This window comes from Streptomyces sp. NPDC028298 (assembly GCF_055565895.1).
The window spans coordinates 947060-966562 of record NZ_JBVHTL010000001.1; the positions used below are offsets into that span (position 1 = coordinate 947060).

Sequence of the window (19503 nt, forward strand, 5' to 3'; positions counted from 1 at the left end):
CGTGGCTCACGCCGCTGTGTCGTCGGCCTCCATCGTCATGCGGGCCACGTGGAGCGCCAGGTAGGAGACCTCGTCCTCGCTCAGCTGGCGGCCCAGGCGCAGCTCGACGATCGTCGCGAGCTGCTGCGCGGTGCGGGTCGCCTCCGGGTAGTACTGGCGGATGCCCTTCCCGATCGTGGACTCGTGGCCTTTGAGCTGCCGGCGCTGCTGGATCCGTACGAAGAGATAGCGCACGTGGGTGATGAACCGCGCCACGTTCATCGACTCGTGCGAGACGTCCAGCCCGTACCGCTCCCTGATGACCGCGAGCATCTGCTGGATGACCCCGGTCATCGTGTAGGTGAAGGACAGGTCGCCCGAGACGAAGCCCGCGTTCACCAGGTGCAGTGCCAGCGGGGTCGCCTCGGAGGCCTCCAGTTGCGGGGTCACGTGCTCGTTGATGGCCTGGAGCAGGAGCTGCGCCTGGGCGTACTCGGTGGCGTACAGGGTCTGCACCTCGGCGCGCAGCGGGTACTCGATGACGATGCCCCGCGCGGCCCGGTCCAGCGCTCCGGCGACGTGGTCGGCGACCGCGATGGCGAGGGTGGGCCGGGTGGACTCGCGGCCCTCGATGCCGGCGTCGCCGAGGGCGGTCACGACGGCTTCCAGGATCTCCTCGCTGATGAGGGCCATGGCCTCGGCCAGCCGGGCGGGGTCCGCGTCGGGGACGGGGCCCGCGGCGGGGTCGCGGCCGTCGGCCGGGACGAAGACGCGCTCGATGAGCGTGGGGTCGACGGGCTTGCCCTGGTGGGAGCTGAAGCCGATGCCGCGCCCGGTCAGGATGACCGGCTGGTCCTTCTCGTCGCTCGCGAGGACCACGTTGTTGTTCAGGACACGCACAGCCTTCACCGCCGGCCCTCCTTTCCGTCCGATCTCCATGGTCTCCCGAACGCCGACGCGGCGCGTGCACGCGTCCCTCGCGGGAGGCGTGCACGCGCCGGATCGTAGGCGTCAAGCGGGGCTGATCACCGTCGCACGGTCACCACGGGGGTGCCGGCGGTGACGTCCTGCCCGACGTGCGGCTCGACCGAGGTCATGTCCGCGGTGTTGAGGACGGTCATCAGGGTGACGGCCGGGTGTCCCGCGGCGCGTACGGCGTCGAGGTCGACCTCGGCGAGGAGGTCGCCGGCGGCGATCTTCTGCCCGGCCGCGACGCGCACGTCGAAGCCCTCGCCCTGCATCTTCACGGTGTCGATGCCGACGTGGATGAGGACCTCGACGCCGTTCGCGGTACGGATGCCGAAGGCGTGGCCGGTGTCGGCGACGGTGATCAGCTCACCGTCGACCGGGGCGACGACGCGGCCGTCGGCCGGCTCGATGCCCACGCCCTCGCCGAGCGCGCGGGAGGCGAAGACCGGGTCCTCGACCTCGCCCAGGCCGATCACACGGCCCGCGACGGGCGCCGTGAGCTCGAGGCCCTTTCCGGCGGCGGGAGTCTCGGCCGTGGTGGCAGCGCCCGGGACGCTGCCGGTGGAGGCACCGGTGGCAGCGGCGGCGGCACCGACGCCGACGAGCTCACGGTCGTCGGCCGCGACGGTCTGGGCAGAGGCGGTCTGGGCGGGGACGACGGCCTTGCCGCCGGCGGCCGTCTCGGCCGCGTCACGCTCGGCGTTGGCCTCGGCGCGCTCTTCCTTGGTGCGGTAGTCCGCGAAGTACACGAGCGCCATCGAGGTGAAGAAGGCCGCCGAGATCGCGATGATGTACTTGATCATCGGGTCGAAGACCGGGATGGTCAGCAGGGAGGTGAAGGCGAAGGCCTTGGTGTTCACGCCGCCCAGGAGACCGATGATCACACCGCCCACGAGGCAGCCGACGAGCATGCGCGGGTAGATCCGCTTGAAGCGCAGGTGGATGCCGTACAGCGAGGGCTCGGAGATACCGCCGAGCAGACCCGCGGCCAGGGCGCCGGTGGCGGTCTGGCGCATGTCCTTCTCACGGTGCCGGATCGAGAGCAGCAGGACACCGGCGGTCGCGCCGAAGCAGGCGAAGTTCCACGTGCCCATGGGGCCCTGGATGAAGTCGTACCCGAGGGTGTTGATGTTCACGAGCATGAGCGCGTTCAGCGGCCAGTGCAGACCGAGCGGCACCAGGAAGGGGTACAGCATCGGGATGACGATCGCGAAGACGATCGGGGCGTTGCCGTTCAGCCACGACAGACCCGTGCCGAGACCGTTGCCGGCCCAGACGCCCATGGGGCCGATGAGGAACGCGGTCATCGGGATCATGATCAGCATGCTGAAGAACGGTACGAAGACCATCTGCACGTTCTCGGGGAAGATCCGCTTCAGGCCCTTGTAGACGAGGGCGAGCAGGGCGACCATCAGCAGCGGCACGAACACCTGGCCGCCGTAGTCGTTGAGCTGCATCGGCAGCCCGAAGACGTGGGCCACGGACTCCGAGGTGCCCAGCGTGGTGTTGGTGGTCGTGGTGACGCCGGGGGTCTTGGACCCGATCATGCCCGTGAAGTTCGGGGTCATCACCGCGGCCATCACGGTGGCGCCGACCCAGGGGTCGATCTTCAGCTTCTTGGCCGCGTTGTAGGCGACCATGATCGGCAGGAAGTACAGCACCGAGCGCCACATCGAGTCGACGAAGACCCAGGTGGCGGACTTGTCCGCGGAGCGGAAGTCGACCACGCCGAAGGCGTCGAGCATCGAGGCGATCGCGATGATCAGGGAGGCGCCGAGCAGCACGCCCAGGAGCGGACGGAACGAGTCCGAGAGGTACTCGAAGAAGTTGTCCAGCCAGGCGAAGCGACCGCGGCCCTTGGCGCGGATCTCGGCCTTGACCTCGGCGTCGGACTGCGGACGCGCCGTGGCGCCGCCCGCCATCGACGGCAGGTTCATGATGTCCGAGTAGACGCCGGCGACGGCTCCGCCGATGACGATCTGGAAGCGGTCGCCGGACTGGGGCACCGTGCCCATGACGCCGTCGAGGGCGTCGAGCGCGGCCTGGTCGACCTTCTTGCCGTCGTGGAGCTCGAAGCGCAGCCGCGTGGCGCAGTGCGTGAGGCTCCCGATGTTCTCGGCTCCGCCGACGCCGCTGAGGATCTGCTCCGCCAGCGCACCGGGTGTGGGTGTGTTCATGACGCGTCCTTGCATCCCTGATTCGTGCCGTCTTGCCTTGGTCCGCGATCTCTCGCACATGGACCGGGGCAACAAAAAAGGCCCGGGAAGCGCACGGGGCGCCACCCAGGCCTTGCCTCCCTCAAACCGGACGCCGGGGGCGTCTCCGTAGGGAGTAACAATCCTGCGATCGAGATCGATCGGAAATGACTATAGCAGCGCGGCGAGGGCCTCCGACGCCGTTCGTGACCATCACCACTCGACGGGCACTCACCGCCGGGCGGCGGCGGGAAACAGCAGGCCACGCCGGTCGGCAGCAGGGCCACCACGCGCCAGCGGGCAGTGCCGGTCAGCGCCGCTCAGTGCCGGTCAGCAGCCGACACGACCGGCGGCACCAGGCAGCACCAGGCGGCGCCGGAGCATTCTGCCACCTCGCGGCACGGCGCCCGGCCAGGGTCGGCACCCGCGTGCATCCAGGCGGGTGACACACCCGCCGGCCGTCGGGGCGGCTGGCCCTCCGGCCGTCGGCCGCCGCAGGCTCACGCTCCCCTCCAGCCGGCCGCGCCCAGTCGGCGCGGGCCCTCGTCCACCCGATTGAAACCGTTCAATGTTCGGGCACGCGAACCGGCCGAATCGACTGATGACACGGATAAGCATGGCCGATTTCCGGAAAATACCGCCGCACTTGTTGACCGCCACCTCCCCCGCCCCTACCTTCACCGCCGTGAAACGATTCATAACTCCTAGGTGAGGGGCCCCAGTTGATCAGCAGGAGGAACATCCTGGCGGGCGCGGCCGGTGCGGCGGGTGTCGTCGCGGCGACGGCCGCGGGAGCGGGACCGGCAGCCGCGGCCTCGCCCTCGTCGGCATCCGCACCGGCCGGCCCGCGCGCACGGCGCTCGGCCCCGCGCGTCACCGCTCCGACCGTCGAGTACGTCGAGCACCCCCTGGGGCTCGACACCCAGCACCCCCGGCTGAGCTGGCCGATGGTCTCGGACGCGCCGGGGACGCGACAGAGCGCGTACCGGATCCGGGTGGCCACCAGCGCGTCCGGCCTGTCCCGGCCCGACGTGTGGGACAGCGGAAAGGTGACGTCCGACCAGTCCGTCCTCGTCCCCTACGCCGGTCCCCGGCTCGCCCCGCGGACCCGCTACTTCTGGTCCGTGCGGGTCTGGGACACCGACGGCGCGGCCTCCGGCTGGAGCGCGCCGTCCTGGTGGGAGACGGGTCTCCTGGACACGCCGTGGTCGGCGGAGTGGGTCTCGGCTCCTCCCGCCCTCACGGACGCGCCCTCCCTGGAGGGCAGCGCCTGGATCTGGTTCCCCGAAGGTGATCCGGCGAGCAGCGCCCCGGCGGCCACGCGGTGGTTCCGGCGGGTCGTCGACGTTCCCGACGGTGTCACGGCGGCGAAGATCGCCTTCAGCGCCGACAACGTTTTCTCGCTCTCGGTCAACGGCGCCGAGGTGGCTCGTACCGACCTGGCGACCGAGCACGAGGACTGGCGCCGCCCGGCCGTCGTGGACGTCCTCGGACGGCTGCGCCCCGGGCGGAACGTCCTCGCGGTGGAGGCGGCCAACGCGACGGTGGGGCCCGCCGGCCTGGTCGGAGTCCTCACCCTGACCACCGCCTCCGGTGAGCGCCGGATCGTCACCGACGCGTCCTGGCGGGCCACGGACGCGAAGCCCGCCGGTGACTGGCGCGGGGACGGCTACGACGACGGCGGCTGGCCGGCGGCCAAGGTGGCGGCCGCGTGGGGCGCGGGCCCCTGGGGCAGGGTCGTCCCGGCCTCGTTCGCCGCGAACCAGCTCCGCCACGCGTTCACCCTGCCCGCCAAGCGAGTGGCCCGCGCGCGCCTGTACGCGACGGCCCTCGGCCTGTACGAGGCCCACCTCAACGGCCGGCGGGTGGGCCGCGACCAGCTCGCCCCCGGCTGGACCGACTACCGCGAGCGCGTCCAGTACCAGACGTACGACGTCACCTCCCTCCTGCGGCCCGGGGCCAACGCCGTCGGCGCCTGGGTGGCGCCCGGCTGGTACGCGGGAAACGTCGGCATGTTCGGACCCCACCAGTACGGTGAACGCCCCGCGCTGCTGGCCCAGTTGGAGATCGAGTACGCCGACGGGACGAGAGAGAGCGTCTCGTCGGGCACCGACTGGCGGGCCGCGTCCGGACCGATCGTCGCGGCCGACCTGCTGAACGGCGAGACGTACGACGCGCGTGCGGAGACCGACGGCTGGACCTCCCCCGGTTTCGACGACCGTACCTGGCTCGCCGTCCGCGCCGCCGGGGACGCTGCGCCCCGCCGGATCGTCGCGCAGTCCGACGGTCCGGTGCGCGTGGCCGCCGAACGGCCCGCCGAGAAGGTGACCGAACCCGCCCCGGGCGTCCACGTGTTCGACCTGGGCCAGAACATGGTCGGCTCGGTCCGGCTGCGCGTCACGGGCGAGGCCGGAACGACCGTGCGGCTGCGTCACGCCGAGGTCCTCAACCCGGACGGAACCCTCTACACCGCGAATCTGCGCTCGGCGGCGGCGACCGACACGTACATCCTCAAGGGCGGCGGCGAGGAGACGTACGAGCCGCGCTTCACCTTCCACGGGTTCCGCTACGTCGAGGTCACCGGGTTCCCCGGGACTCCCTCCGCGGCGGCCGTGACCGGCCGTGTCATGCATACGTCGGCGCCGTTCACCCTGGAGTTCGAGACCGACGCACCCCTGCTCAACCAGCTTCACAGCAACATCACCTGGGGCCAGCGGGGCAACTTCCTCTCCGTCCCCACGGACACGCCGGCGCGCGACGAGCGGCTCGGCTGGACCGGGGACATCAACGTCTTCGCCCCCACGGCCGCCTACACCATGGAGTCGGCGCGCTTCCTGGCCAAGTGGCTGGTGGACCTGCGCGACGGCCAGACCGCCGAGGGCGCGTTCACGGACGTGGCGCCCATGGTCGGGACGGTCGGCAACGGGGTCGCGGGCTGGGGAGACGCGGGTGTGACCGTCCCCTGGTCGCTGTACCAGGCCTACGGGGACCGGCAGGTCCTGGCCGACGCCTGGCCGTCCGTCAAGGCGTGGCTGGGCTATCTGGAGCGCCACAGCCACGGCCTGCTGCGGCCCGCTGAGGGGTACGGCGACTGGCTGAACGTCTCGGACGAGACGCCCAAGGACGTCATCGCCACCGCGTACTTCGCGCACAGCGCCGACCTCGCGGCCCGGATGGCCACCGCGCTGGGCGAGGACCCCGCGCCCTGGGCGGGCCTGTTCGACCGCGTCCGGGAGGCCTTCCGGAACGCGTACATCGGCGCCGACGGGACGGTACGGGGCGACACGCAGACGGCGTACGTGCTCGCCCTGTCGATGGACCTCGTTCCGGACGCGCTGCGCACGGCGGCGGCCGGACGGCTCGTCGACCTGATCCGCGCGAGGGACTGGCATCTGTCGACCGGCTTCCTCGGGACGCCCAGGCTGCTCCCGGTCCTCACGGACACCGGGCACACCGACGTCGCCTACCGGCTCCTCCTTCAGCGCTCCTTCCCGAGCTGGGGCTACCAGATCGACAAGGGCTCCACCACGATGTGGGAACGCTGGGACTCCATCCGGCCCGACGGCAGCTTCCAGACCCCGGACATGAACTCCTTCAACCACTACGCCTACGGCTCGGTGGGCGAGTGGATGTACGCGACCGTCGCCGGCATCTCGCCGGGCGGGCCCGGCTACCGCGAGATCGTCGTCCGTCCCCGGCCGGGCGGCGGCCTCACCTCCGCGCGGGCCACGTTCACGTCCCTCTACGGTCCGGTCTCCACCCGGTGGCGACAGGGCTCCGACGGCTTCGACCTCACCTGCGCCGTCCCGGCCAACACCACGGCCGAGGTGTGGATCCCGGCGAGCGGCCCGGACGCGGTCGCGCACACCGGCGCCGCCTTCCTGCGTACGGAGGACGGCTGCGCGGTGTACCGCGTCGGCTCCGGCCGGCACCGCTTCACCACCTGACCGGGGGCCGCGGGAACGGAGGGACCGGACGGACCGGGCCGGGTGAGGTGATCAGGTGGTCACGGCGTTCGCGTCGCCGCTACGGCGTCGCGTCCGCCGTGACCGGGATCTCCTCCTCGTGCTGCGGCCGGCCGGTCCTGAACTGCGTGCGGTACAGCTCCGCGTAGCGCCCGTCCGCCGCGAGCAGCTCGTCGTGGGTGCCCCGCTCGACGATCCGGCCCGCCTCGACGACCAGGATCAGGTCGGCGGCCCGTACCGTCGACAGCCGGTGCGCGATCACGACGGCGGTGCGGCCCTCCAGTGCCTCGGTGAGTGCCTCCTGGACGGCCGCCTCCGAGGTGTTGTCGAGATGGGCGGTGGCCTCGTCCAGGATGACGACGCGCTGGCGGGCGAGGAGCAGCCGGGCGATGGTCATGCGCTGGCGCTCGCCGCCGGAGAGCCGGTAGCCGCGCTCGCCGACCACGGTGTCGAGACCGTCTGGCAGGGACCGTACGAGGTCGTCGAGACGGGCCCGGCCCAGCACGTCCCACAGCTCGTCCTCGGTGGCGTCCGGCCGGGCGAGGAGCAGGTTCTGGCGGACCGAGTCGTGGAAGAGGTGCCCGTCCTGGGTCACCATGCCGAGGGTCGCGCGCATCGACACGGCGCTGAGTTCGCGGACGTCGACGCCGCCGATGCGCACGGCGCCGGCGTCGGTGTCGTACAGCCGCGGCAGGAGCTGGGCGATGGTCGACTTGCCGGCGCCCGAGGAGCCCACGAGTGCGACGGTCTGGCCGGGCTCGGCGCGGAAGGAGATGCCGTGCAGGACCTCGTCGCCGCCGCGGGTGTCGAGGGCGGCGACCTCCTCCAGGGAGGCGAGGGAGACCTTGTCGGCGGAGGGATAGGCGAAGCGGACGTCGTCGAACTCGACGGAGGCGGGACCGTCCGGGAGCGTGCGGGCGTCCGGCTTCTCCTCGATGAGCGGCTTGAGGTCGAGCACCTCGAAGACGCGCTCGAAGCTGACCAGGGCGCTCATGACCTCGACGCGGGCGCCCGCCAGCGAGGTGAGCGGCGCGTACAGGCGGGTGAGCAGCAGCGCCAGCGAGACGACGGCGCCCGGCTCCAGGGTGCCGCGCAGGGCGAACCAGCCGCCGAGCCCGTAGACGAGGGCGAGTGCCAGGGCCGAGACCAGGGTGAGGGCGGTGATGAAGGCGGACTGCGCCATGGCCGTACGGACGCCGATGTCCCGCACCCGCCGGGCGCGCGCCGCGAACTCGGCGGACTCCTCCCCGGGCCGCCCGAAGAGCTTGACGAGGGTGGCGCCCGGGGCGGAGAAGCGCTCGGTCATGCGGGTGCCCATGGCGGCGTTGAGGTCCGCGGCCTCCCGCTGGAGCCTGGCCATGCGGCTGCCCATCCGCCGGGCGGGGAGCACGAACACCGGCAGCAGGACCAGCGCCAGCAGCGTGATCTGCCAGGACAGGGTGAGCATCACGACCAGCGTGAGCAGCAGGGTCACCACATTGGCGACGACGCCGGACAGGGTGTTGCTGAACGCGCGCTGGGCGCCGATCACGTCGTTGTTGAGTCGACTGACGAGCGCTCCCGTACGTGTACGTGTGAAGAACGCGACCGGCATGCGCTGCACATGATCGAAGACAGCCGTGCGCAGATCGAGGATGAGTCCCTCGCCGAGCGTCGACGAGAGCCAGCGGCTCAGGATCCCGAAGGCCGCCTCGGCGAGCGCGATGACGGCGATGAGCACGGAAAGACGGACGACGGTGCTCTCGTCCCCGTGGGCCACGATGGTGTCCACGACGTGCCCCGCGAGCACCGGCGTCGCGACGGCGAGCAGCGCCGTCACCACACTGAGGAGGACGAACTGCGCGATACGGCGGCGGTGCGGGCGGGCGAAGGCGGCGATGCGGCGCAGCGTCGCGCGGTCGAAGGGGCGACGCTCCTGTTGGGCGTTCATGACACTGTGCAACTGTGTCCAGGCTGTGGTCTCCATGCTCATGGGAGAGACAGTAGGACCTCAAGCTTTGTTGAGGTCAACGGATCGGGGCGGGAGCACTCACGCGGGTGGGCCTCCCCGGAGACCGGCACCCGGCGCCCCCGGGGCGGGCCTCCCTCGGCTTGCCCGGCGTGTCAGCCTCCGTCCCCGCGCCCGCAACCTCGCGTTGGTGCGGTGTGGAAAACCTCTCGAGATGTGACAGCCGTACGACTTCCCCGGGCGCTGCCCCGGCTCCCCCGCTTCCTCACCCTGCGGCCCGCCGTCCGGCCGGTCCTGTGCCTGATCCCGCTCGCGCTGGTCCTCGTGGTGGCCGTGCGGCACCGGTCCGTGCTCGCCGAGGGCTTCGGGCATCTGAGGTCGGCCGAGTGGCCCTGGCTCGTCGCCGCGGCCGCCGCGACCTGCCTGACCTGGGTGGCCGCGGCCGTGACCCGGCAGGGCGCGGTCATGGAACGGCTGCCCGCGGTCCGGCTGCTGGCCACGCAGTTCGCGGCGGGCGCGGCGAACCATCTGCTGCCGACGGGGCTGGGTGCCGGGGCGGTCAATCTGCGGTTCATGACCGTGTGCGGGGTGCCGCTGGCCCGCTCCTCGGCCGCGCTCGCGCTGTATCTGCTGGCGGAGGCGGTCGCCCGGCTGACCCTGCTGGTCGGCCTGCTGATCGCGTTCCCCGACGCGCTGCGGGTCGACGGTCTGATACCCGACGGAGCGCTCGGACCGCTGCTGATCGGCGTCGGCGTGGCCCTGTGCGCCGCGCTGGCCGTGCTCGCTCTCGTACGAAGGCTGCGCACGGCCGTCCTCTCCTTCCTGCGTACCGCCTTCGGTGAGGCCCGTTCGGTGCACACCCGCCCGTCCCGCGCCCTCGCCCTGTGGGGCGGATCGCTGGCCTTCCCGCTGCTCCAGGCCGCCGGGCTGGCCTCGGTGGGACGCGCGCTGGGCCTCCCGGTGTCGCCCACGCACATGATGATCGCCTACCTGGCGGCGACGATCGCGGTGGCGATGGTGCCGACCCCCGGCGGGCTCGGTTCGGTGGAGGCCGCGCTGATCGTGGCCCTCGTCGCGGCGGGGGGCCCGGTGGCCGTGGCGACGGCGGTGGTGCTGGCGTACCGGATCATCACGGTGTGGGTGCCGCTGCTGCCGGGGGCGCTGACCCTGGGCGCGCTGGTCCGCTGGAAGGTGATCTGACCCGGTCGGGGGCTGGGGCAGGCGCCAGGGGTCACGAGCGTTTCCGTCCTGGGTCGTGCGGGGCGCCGCGCGCTGTGATACCGAGGAGTAACCACGGCGCGCGACGGGGCGCGCCGGCCGCAGAGAGGGACAGCGCGATGCCGGTCCGCAGCGAACGTCAGGGTCACGTCACCACGATCGTCCTCTCCCGGCCCGCGGCCCGGAACGCGGTGGACGGGCCGACCGCCGCCGAACTCGCCGACGCCTTCCGGAAGTTCGAGGCCGACGAGACGGCGCGTGTCGCCGTGCTCTGGGGTGAGGGCGGCACCTTCTGCGCGGGCGCGGACCTCAAGTCCATCGGCACGGAGCGGGGGAACGCGGTCGCCGAGGAAGGCGACGGGCCGATGGGGCCCACCCGGCTGCGGCTGACCAAGCCGGTGATCGCGGCGGTCGCGGGGCACGCCGTGGCGGGCGGTCTGGAACTGGCGCTCTGGTGCGATCTGCGGGTCGCCGAGGAGGACGCCGTCTTCGGGGTGTTCTGCCGCCGCTGGGGCGTGCCGCTGATCGACGGGGGAACGGTGCGGCTGCCCCGGCTCATCGGCACGAGCCGGGCGATGGACATGATCCTCACCGGCCGTGCCGTCGCCGCCGCCGAGGCGTACGAGATGGGGCTCGCGAACCGGGTGGTCCCGGTCGGCCGGTCTCGCGCCGAGGCCGAGCGGCTGGCGGCGGAGATCGCCGACTTCCCGCAGGCCTGCCTGCGCAGCGACCGGGCCTCGGTCCTCGACCAGGAGGGCCTGGTCGAGAAAGAGGCCATGCGGACCGAACTCCGTTACGGCATGGGCGTCCTGGAGGAGAGCATGGAGGGCGCGGCCCGCTTCGCCTCCGGCGCGGGGCGCCACGGTGCGTTCGGCGAAGCGTGACTGCGAGGGCGGGTGTGCAGGCCGGGGACCGTCGTAGCCGCGTACCCGCGGTTTCGGCCGGTGGGTGGGTCGGGGCCGTGCCGGTACATCCGCCCGTCGCCGTTGGGTGAGGGGTGAGCGTCGGTGGCGACGGGCATTTGATGTACCGGCACGGCCCCTCGCGCCGGATCCCGACTGCGGGTGTGCTGTGTCCGGATCGGGTTGCGGGTGCGCGGTGGCCGGATCCCGGCTGCGGGTGCGCGGTGGACGGATCGGAGCTGGAGGTCTGTCGGATTGGGGTGTCAAGGGCTGGCCCTCGTAGGGGTGGTGACGGGGAGGCAGGGGGATGCGGCAGGATGAGCCGTCTCCCCGGACGACGGCTGACGCCCGTCCGGGCATGATCGCGTTCCCGGATTCGAGCAGGTGGCAAGTGACGACACAGCACATTCGGCCCGTGGGCCCTCATCCCGGTACGGGTCCCGGTCCCGCTCTCCGAGGAGGTCACCGATGAAGCGCTCCGTCACCCTGGACGACCTGATGATCGCCGGAATAGCCGTGGCGGCCGGGCTGCTGGCGGCGTTCCTGCTGCGGATGCTGCTGCGCTGGCTGGGCAAGCACGCCGAGCGCACACGCTGGAGCGGCGACGACGTCATGGTGGACGCCCTGCGTACCGTCGTGCCGTGGTCGGCGGTGGCCGGAGGCGTCGCCGCGGCGGCCGCGGTGCTTCCGCTGACCGCGCCGGTCGGCCGCACCGTGAACCGGTCGCTGACCGTCCTGCTGATCCTGGTCGCGACGGTCACGGCGGCCCGCCTGATCACCGGTCTGGTCCGGTCGGTGACACAGTCCCGCTCGGGCGTCGCCGGTTCGGCCACCATCTTCGTCAACATCACCCGGGTCGTGGTGCTGGCGATCGGCTTCCTGATCGTCCTGCAGACCCTGGGCATCTCGATCGCGCCCCTGCTCACAGCCCTGGGCGTCGGCGGTCTGGCCGTCGCGCTCGCGCTCCAGGACACCCTCGCCAACCTCTTCGCGGGCGTGCACATCCTCGCCTCGAAGACGATCCAGCCGGGCGACTACATCCGGCTGAGCAGCGGGGAGGAGGGATACGTCGTCGACATCAACTGGCGCAACACCACGGTCCGTCAGCTCTCCAACAACCTGGTCATCATCCCCAACGCCCAGCTCTCGGGCACCAACATGACCAACTTCACCCGGCCCGAGCAGAAGATGACGCTCCTGGTGCAGGTCGGCGTCGGTTACGACAGCGACCTCGACCACGTCGAGCGGGTCACGAACGAGGTCGTCGCCGAGGTGATGACCGAGATCGACGGTGCCGTCCCGGAGCACGAACCGGCCGTGCGTTTCCACACGTTCGGCGACTCGCGCATCGGTCTCACGGTGATCCTGGCCGTGGGTGAGTTCAGCGACCAGTACCGGATCAAGCACGAGTTCATCAAGGCCCTGCACAAGCGCTACCGGGACGAGGGCATCCGGATTCCGTCGCCCGCCCGGACGGTCGCGCTCCAGCCCGGCGGGGCGGGCTTCCTGGAGACCGCCATCCCCCATCAGCGCGAGGCCGCGCAGCGTCCCTGACATCGCGTGAGGCCGGACACGGCACGGAGGATCGGGTACGGGTCACCACCCCGCACCCGCAGCCGGGATCCGGCGGGAGGGGCCGCGCCGGTACATCAGATGCCCGTCGCCACCGACGTTCACCTCTCGTCCGACGGCGACGGGCGGATGTACCGGCGCGGCCCCGACCCCCCACCGGACCGGAACCGCGACGGCCGGCAGGGCGACGGCCAACGGGTCGGGGGCCGGGCGGAGTGATCCGCCCGGCCCCCTTCTTCACGCCCGGCCCCCTCTTCACGCCGCCCGGCCGGAACGTGGCGGCCGGCGTGTGGCGGTCAGAGCGTGGCGGTCGAGTCCGGGTAGTGGCCGGGCGCGCGGTTGCGCGGCGCGACCAGGCTCGACACGACCGGGGTGACCGTCCAGTCCGGGTGGTTCGGCATGCGCGGTGTCTTCGTCCCGTACAGCCAGTCGTTCAGGAAGCCGGACTGGTCCGCGCCGGAGATCTCGGTGGCGACCGCGATGTAGTCGGCGGTGGTCGCCGCGCGGTTGCGGTACCGCTCCAGGAACGTGCGCTCGATGCGGTTGAAGACGTCCTCGCCGACCAGCTCGCGCAGCGCGTACAGGACGAGGACGCCGCCCAGGTAGCGCTGGCTGTCGAAGAGGTTGGCGGCGTTCGGCGCGGCGACGGGGCCGGAGGACTGACGCCACTGGTCGCCCCGGGCGTACGTGTCCTTCATCCGGGCTTCCATGGTGGTCAGACCGAGCGAGTCGGGCCAGCCGCGCTCGTAGCGGTAGAGCAGCCCGTAGAAGTCGGCGTGGCCCTCGTTCAGCCACAGGTCGGCCCAGTTGGCGGGGCTGACACTGTTGCCGAAGTAGGAGTGGACCAGCTCGTGCATCATGTGCGAGCCGATCTTGTTCTCCGCCTGGAGCAGGAAGTTCGGCTTGTAGAGCGTCAGGGTCTGGGTCTCCAGGCCCGTGAAGTCGAACGCGTTGGCCGCGTCCGAGTTGCAGGGCAGCAGCCCGTACGTCTCGAACGGGTAGGCGCCGAGGCGCTGCTCCAGCCAGTCGACGAGGCCGGGGGTGAGCGCGAGCGCCGGCTCCAGCGCGGCGGCCCGTGCGACCGGGACGACGTCCCGCAGCCCCAGCCCGTTCGGCCCCTGCCGCTCCTTGACGACGTAGTCGCCGACGGTGATCTGCACCAGCTCGGTGGCTATCGGCGAGGCCGAGCGGTACGAGTACGCGGTGCGGTCGCCGTCGAGCTGCTCCGTGCCGGTCAGCGAGCCGTTCGCGACACCGCGCAGGGTGTTCGGCACGGTGATGCGGAAGCTGAAGTCGGCCTTGTCCAACGGGTGGTCGTTGCACGGGAAGACGGTGTGCGCGGCGTTGGGCTGGGGACAGATGGCGAACCCGTCGGGGGTCGGCACCCAGGCGGTGTACGCCAGCGTCCTGGCCGGGTCGGCCCCGTACTCGACGCAGACCACGACGGCGCAGGACTTCGGCAGGGTGCGCGCCGGGGTGACCCGCAGCTTCTCGCCGACCTGCTCGAAGGCCGCGGCCACGCCGCCGACCTTCACCGTCCGCACGTCGAGGCCGAGCGCGTCGAGCGAGAAGCGCGAGAGGTCCTGGGTCGCCTTGATCCGCAGGATCGCCTTGGCGTCGACCAGGCGGGTCGTGGCGTCGTACGCGAAGTCGAGGTGGTACGCCTCGACGCGGTAGCCGTCGTTGCCGAGCGCCGGGAAGACGGAGTCGCCGAGGGTCTCCGCACCGGGGGTGCCCTGATCCGGCCTTAAGGCCAGGGGCCGCGCCGAGGCGGTGGGGGCGGCGGCGAGCGCCGCCGCCGTTCCGAGCAGCGCGGCCGCGGGGGCCGTCACTCTGGTGCGATATCTCATGTTTCGCTTTCGTTCGGGCGACAGAGGGCAGGGAGATCCGCCGCAAGATCAGTTGCGCGGTCACTCTCATGTACGGCTGAGCGGGCCGTCCGGTTGCCTCCGGCGGGCGGAACCGGTTTTCACTCCGGCCGGCGCGTTCACTTTCCGGGGCCGGAGGGGCGTCGGGGGGATGCCGGAGGTGTCCGATCAGGGCGATTCGCTCCGGCGGACCCGGTTCGGCCCGTACGGCCGTTTCCCGCCCCTCCGCGTCCGACGCGGAACGGACCCCTGTCGAGACGGGGGCTCCCACGAGATATCTTGATGTCGAGCAATGTTGCAGACGTGGAGCGGAGCACCCGGTGACTGACTCGACCATCATCTACACGCACACTGACGAGGCCCCGGCCCTGGCGACGTATTCGTTCCTGCCGGTGGTCCAGGCGTACGCCTCTCAGGCGGGTGTCACTGTGGAGACCCGTGACATCTCGCTGGCCGGGCGCATCATCGCCCTGTTCCCGGAGTTCCTCCGGGAGGACCAGCGCATCGCGGACGCCCTGTCCGAGCTCGGTGAGCTGGCCAAGACGCCCGGCGCGAACATCATCAAGCTGCCGAACATCTCGGCGTCGATCCCCCAGCTCAAGGCCGCGGTCGCCGAGCTTCAGGCGCAGGGTTACGCGCTTCCGGACTACCCGGACGACCCGAAGTCGGACGAGGAGCGCGACATCCGCGCCCGTTACGACAAGGTCAAGGGCAGCGCCGTGAACCCGGTCCTGCGCGAGGGCAACTCCGACCGCCGCGCCCCCGCGTCGGTCAAGAACTACGCCAAGACCCACCCGCACCGCATGGGCGCGTGGTCCTCCGAGTCGAAGACGAACGTCGCCACGATGGGTGTCGACGACTTCCGCTCCACCGAGAAGTCCGCGGTGATCTCCGAGGCCGGCACGCTGCGCATCGAGCTGGTCGGCGACGACGGCTCCACCACCGTGCTGCGCGAGTCGGTACCCGTGCAGGCCGGCGAGGTCGTGGACGCGTCCGTCATGCACGTCGCGCCGCTGCGTGAGTTCCTCACCGCGCAGATCGCCCGCGCCAAGGCCGAGGACGTCCTGTTCTCGGTGCACCTCAAGGCCACGATGATGAAGGTCTCCGACCCGATCGTCTTCGGTCACGTCGTGCGCGCCTTCTTCCCGAAGACCTTCGCGGCGCACGGTGAGACGCTCGCCGCCGCGGGTCTGACCCCGAACGACGGCCTCGGCGGCATCTTCAAGGGCCTGGAGACGCTCCCGGAGGGTGCCGCGATCAAGGCGTCCTTCGACGCCGAGCTCGCCGAGGGCCCGGCCCTCGCGATGGTCGACTCCGACAAGGGCATCACCAACCTGCACGTGCCGTCCGACGTCATCGTCGACGCCTCGATGCCGGCCATGATCCGCACCTCCGGCCACATGTGGGGCCCGGACGGCCAGGAGGCCGACACCCTCGCGGTCCTGCCGGACTCCTCCTACTCCGGCGTCTACCAGGCCGTGATCGAGGACTGCCGCGCCAACGGCGCCTACGACCCGTCGACCATGGGCTCCGTCCCGAACGTCGGCCTCATGGCGCAGAAGGCCGAGGAGTACGGCAGCCACGACAAGACCTTCGAGATCGCGGTCACCGGCACGGTCCGCCTGGTCGACGCGGCCGGCGACGTGGTGCTGGAGCAGGCGGTCTCCGCCGGCGACATCTTCCGCGCCTGCCAGACCAAGGACGCGCCCATCAAGGACTGGGTGAAGCTCGCGGTCACCCGCGCCCGCGCCTCCGGCGACCCGGCCGTGTTCTGGCTGGACGAGACCCGCGCGCACGACGCCAACCTGATCGCCAAGGTCAACCAGTACCTCCCGGAGCACGACACCGAGGGCCTGGACATCCGGATCCTCGCCCCCGTCGAGGCGACCAAGCTGTCGGTCGAGCGCATCCGCCGCGGCGAGAACACCATCTCGGTGACCGGCAACGTGCTGCGTGACTACCTGACCGACCTGTTCCCGATCCTGGAGCTGGGCACCAGCGCCAAGATGCTGTCGGTCGTCCCGCTGATGGCGGGCGGCGGCCTGTTCGAGACGGGCGCCGGCGGCTCCGCGCCGAAGCACGTCCAGCAGCTCGTCAAGGAGGACTACCTGCGCTGGGACTCGCTGGGCGAGTTCTTCGCGCTCGTGCCCTCGCTCGAGCAGTTCGCGAAGACCACCGGCAACGCGCGCGCCCAGGTGCTCGCCGACACCCTCGACCGCGCGACGGCGACCTTCCTCAACGAGGACAAGTCCCCGACCCGTCGCGTCGGCGGCATCGACAACCGCGGCAGCCACTTCTACCTGTCCCTGTTCTGGGCGCAGGAGCTGGCGCGGCAGACCGACGACGCGGACCTCGCCAAGGCGTTCGCGCAGCTCGCCGAGACGCTGACCGCGCAGGAGCGGACGATCGTCGACGAGCTGAACGCGGTCCAGGGCAACCCGGCCGACATCGGCGGCTACTACCAGCCCGACCCGGCCAAGGCCGCGAAGGTCATGCGCCCGTCCGCCACCTGGAACGAGACGCTGGCGACCTTCGCCTGATCCACCGCACCACCGCACCACCTCGCGGGCACAGCCCCGCGCACGCCGCCCCGGCCGGATCCTCCGGCCGGGGCGGCGTCGTTCCGGCGTCTCCCGGCGCGTCACGGTGACGGCTGCGGCCCACCTGGGCGATCAGCGGTGGCGGGCCGCAACACCCGTTCATAGCTTCGGCCTATGACCAGACAACAGATGGCCTACCTCGCGTGCACGGCTGTGGTCGTGGCATCGGGAGTGGGCGCAGCCCTGCCCGCCGACCACCCGTCAGTGCACCTGGTACGCCCGGGTGAATCCATCCAGAAGGCCGTGAACTCGGCGCGGGCGGGCGACACCGTCGTCGTCGCACCCGGCACCTATCACGAGAGCGTCACCATCACCGCGCGGGACGTGACCCTGCGGGGCGCGAGCGCCAGGTCCACCGTCATCGTGCCGAACACCGCCGCCACCGACGCCTGCGCCAAGGCGGGCAACGGCATCTGTGTGACCGGGACCGACGCCAAGCGCGTGCGCGGGGTCACCGTCGCCTCACTGACCATCAGGGGCTTCTCGAAGCAGGGCCTGTGGGCGACGGGGACCGACGGGCTGACCGTGCGCAGGGTGACCTCCGAGAAGAACGGCCAGTGGGGCATCGCCGAGGAACGGTCCGTGCGGACCAGGTTCGTCCGCAACATCGCCAGGGACAACGGCGACGCCGGTCTCTTCGTCTCCAACACGGTGACCACCGAGGAGGGCGCCCGCGACACCAAGGGAACGGTGGTCGCCCACAACCTGATGAGCGGCAACCGGATCGGCATCACGGTCCGGCGGGTGCGGAACCTGACCGTCGCCCGCAACGAGGCCACCGGCAACTGCACCGCGGTGTTCGTCGTGGGCGACGAGAACAAGCCGCGCGTCGGCGACCTGAGCGTCACCGGGAACTACATCCACGCCAACAACAAGTCCTGCCCCAAGACTCCCCGGCTGCCCGCCCTCCAGGGTTCCGGCATCGTCCTCACCGGCGCGGAGGACACGCGCGTGACCCACAACCGGGTCGAGGACAACGTGGGCACCTCCCCGCTGTCGGGCGGCATCGTGCTGTTCAAGAGCTTCGTGGGCGCGCTCAGCGAGCGCAACGAGGTGCGCGACAACGTGGTCCTGCGCAACGGTCCGTCCGATCTCGCGAACCGCGACACCACCGGCAAGGGCAACACCTTCCGGGGCAACACCTGCAAGGTCTCCGAGCCCTCGGGCATGTGCTGAGCACGTACGGCACGACACCAGAAACGAGGCATTGAATGACCACTGTCGATCAGAGTCCCCCGCCGTCCATGCAGTTGCGGGAACTCGTCTTCGGGGCGGCCCGTGCCGCCGCCGTACGTGCCGCGGCCCGGCTGGGGGTGGCCGACGCCCTCGACGACACGCCCATGAGCGCCGAGGACCTGGCCGCCGCGGTGAAGACCCAGCCGGGGACCCTGCGCCGGCTGCTGCGCGCCCTGTCCTGCCAGGGCGTGTTCATGGAGCGCCCCGACGGCACGTTCGCGCACACCGAGATGTCCCGGCTCCTGCGCGAGGACGACCCGAACAGCCTGCGCTACATCGCCCTGTGGTGCACCGAGCCGTGGACGTGGAACGTCTGGCCGAAGCTCGACGAGGCGGTGCGCTCCGGCCGCAACGTCTTCGAGGACGTGTACGACAAGGAGTTCTTCCCGTACCTCAACGAGGACGCCCCGGAGTCCGCGCACGTCTTCAACCGGGCCATGACGACGTCCAGTTCACAGTCCGCCCAGGACGTGGCGAAGCTCCTGGACCTGAAGGGCGTGAAGTCGGTCGCCGACATCGGCGGCGGCCAGGGTCACGTCGTGGCCAGTCTGCTGGAGAAGCACCCCGGCCTGCACGGCACCCTGCTCGACCTGCCGGGTGTGGTGGAGAACGCCGACCCGCGCCTGCGGGACGGCGGGGCGCTGGCCGACCGGGTGCGGATCGTGGCCGGGGACTGCCGTGAGGGCATTCCGGTCCAGGCGGACGTGTACATCATCAAGAACATCCTGGAGTGGGACGACGAGAGCACCCGCAGGGCGCTCGCGAACGTCCGCGCGGCCGCCCGGCCCGGCGCCCGGGTCGTCGTCATCGAGAACCTGGTGGACGACACCCCGTCGATGCGGTTCACGACGGCGATGGACCTGCTGCTGCTCCTGAACGTCGGTGGTGCGAAGCACACCCGGCAGAGCATGGTCGACCGGCTCACGGCGGCGGGCCTGGTGATCGGTGAGATCCGCCCGGTGAACCCCTATCTGCACGCCTTCGAGTGCACCGTCCCCGGCTGATCCGGCCGGACCTCCTGAGCGTCAGGAAAACCCGAGGCCGCCGGTTC

At 71.4% G+C, this 19503-nt stretch carries 11 protein-coding genes; 7 read left to right on the forward strand and 4 right to left on the reverse strand.

The genetic code is table 11. From position 1 onward, the window contains the following. Positions 1–6: 6 nt before the first annotated feature. On the reverse strand, positions 7–888 hold the full coding sequence (locus ACZ4TO_RS04265) for a PRD domain-containing protein (RefSeq protein ID WP_382779097.1): 882 nt from the start codon (positions 886–888) through the stop codon (positions 7–9). A gap of 116 nt (positions 889–1004) precedes the next feature. Further along, positions 1005–3125 carry a glucose PTS transporter subunit IIA gene (locus tag ACZ4TO_RS04270; RefSeq protein WP_468023378.1) on the reverse strand — a complete coding sequence of 707 codons (2121 nt, stop codon included), beginning with the start codon at positions 3123–3125 and terminating at the stop codon, positions 1005–1007. Between the two features lie 740 nt (positions 3126–3865). Here ACZ4TO_RS04270 and ACZ4TO_RS04275 point away from each other — a divergent pair. Then, entirely contained in the window at positions 3866–7090 is a 3225-nt protein-coding gene (locus tag ACZ4TO_RS04275; protein WP_468023379.1) for an alpha-L-rhamnosidase, read from the forward strand. Between the two features lie 79 nt (positions 7091–7169). On the opposite strand, the gene ACZ4TO_RS04280 is transcribed toward ACZ4TO_RS04275, so the two are convergent. Beyond that, positions 7170–9074 carry an ABC transporter ATP-binding protein gene (locus ACZ4TO_RS04280; protein WP_382780776.1) on the reverse strand — a complete coding sequence of 635 codons (1905 nt, stop codon included), beginning with the start codon at positions 9072–9074 and terminating at the stop codon, positions 7170–7172. A gap of 198 nt (positions 9075–9272) precedes the next feature. Between ACZ4TO_RS04280 and ACZ4TO_RS04285 the strand changes: the two genes are divergently transcribed. From ACZ4TO_RS04285 to ACZ4TO_RS04295, 3 genes are all read left to right on the forward strand, one after another. Further along, positions 9273–10256, forward strand: a complete 984-nt coding sequence (locus tag ACZ4TO_RS04285; protein ID WP_468023380.1) for a lysylphosphatidylglycerol synthase transmembrane domain-containing protein — start codon at positions 9273–9275, stop codon at positions 10254–10256. Between the two features lie 137 nt (positions 10257–10393). Further along, on the forward strand, positions 10394–11158 hold the full coding sequence (locus tag ACZ4TO_RS04290) for a crotonase/enoyl-CoA hydratase family protein (RefSeq protein WP_468023381.1): 765 nt from the start codon (positions 10394–10396) through the stop codon (positions 11156–11158). A gap of 486 nt (positions 11159–11644) precedes the next feature. Further along, positions 11645–12730 (forward strand): mechanosensitive ion channel family protein, encoded by a 1086-nt coding sequence (locus ACZ4TO_RS04295; RefSeq protein WP_382779082.1) that lies wholly within the window; start codon positions 11645–11647, stop codon positions 12728–12730. A gap of 314 nt (positions 12731–13044) precedes the next feature. Here the strand turns inward: ACZ4TO_RS04295 and ACZ4TO_RS04300 are convergent, their stop codons facing one another. Continuing rightward, the gene (locus ACZ4TO_RS04300) at positions 13045–14598 is read right to left on the reverse strand and encodes a M1 family metallopeptidase (protein ID WP_468023382.1); all 1554 of its coding nucleotides are present in this window, start codon (positions 14596–14598) and stop codon (positions 13045–13047) included. A 338-nt stretch (positions 14599–14936) separates the two neighbouring features. Between ACZ4TO_RS04300 and ACZ4TO_RS04305 the strand changes: the two genes are divergently transcribed. From ACZ4TO_RS04305 to ACZ4TO_RS04315, 3 genes are all read left to right on the forward strand, one after another. Then, a complete protein-coding gene (locus ACZ4TO_RS04305; protein ID WP_385039093.1) occupies positions 14937–17156 on the forward strand; it encodes an NADP-dependent isocitrate dehydrogenase in 2220 nt (739 codons plus the stop codon). 174 nt (positions 17157–17330) lie between these two features. Beyond that, the gene (locus tag ACZ4TO_RS04310) at positions 17331–18392 is read left to right on the forward strand and encodes a right-handed parallel beta-helix repeat-containing protein (protein WP_385039096.1); all 1062 of its coding nucleotides are present in this window, start codon (positions 17331–17333) and stop codon (positions 18390–18392) included. 35 nt (positions 18393–18427) lie between these two features. Then, a complete protein-coding gene (locus tag ACZ4TO_RS04315) occupies positions 18428–19456 on the forward strand; it encodes a methyltransferase (protein WP_382779071.1) in 1029 nt (342 codons plus the stop codon). Positions 19457–19503: the final 47 nt, after the last annotated feature.

What these genes read in the sequence shown, in the direction of transcription:
- ACZ4TO_RS04270 (WP_468023378.1), bottom strand. Translation starts at nt 3,125, where the DNA reads ATGAACACACCCACACCCGGTGCGCTGGCGGAGCAGATCCTCAGCGGC.
- ACZ4TO_RS04310 (WP_385039096.1), top strand. Translation starts at nt 17,331, where the DNA reads ATGACCAGACAACAGATGGCCTACCTCGCGTGCACGGCTGTGGTCGTG.
- ACZ4TO_RS04280 (WP_382780776.1), bottom strand. Translation starts at nt 9,074, where the DNA reads ATGGAGACCACAGCCTGGACACAGTTGCACAGTGTCATGAACGCCCAA.
- ACZ4TO_RS04300 (WP_468023382.1), bottom strand. Translation starts at nt 14,598, where the DNA reads ATGAGATATCGCACCAGAGTGACGGCCCCCGCGGCCGCGCTGCTCGGA.
- ACZ4TO_RS04290 (WP_468023381.1), top strand. Translation starts at nt 10,394, where the DNA reads ATGCCGGTCCGCAGCGAACGTCAGGGTCACGTCACCACGATCGTCCTC.
- ACZ4TO_RS04295 (WP_382779082.1), top strand. Translation starts at nt 11,645, where the DNA reads ATGAAGCGCTCCGTCACCCTGGACGACCTGATGATCGCCGGAATAGCC.
- ACZ4TO_RS04315 (WP_382779071.1), top strand. Translation starts at nt 18,428, where the DNA reads ATGACCACTGTCGATCAGAGTCCCCCGCCGTCCATGCAGTTGCGGGAA.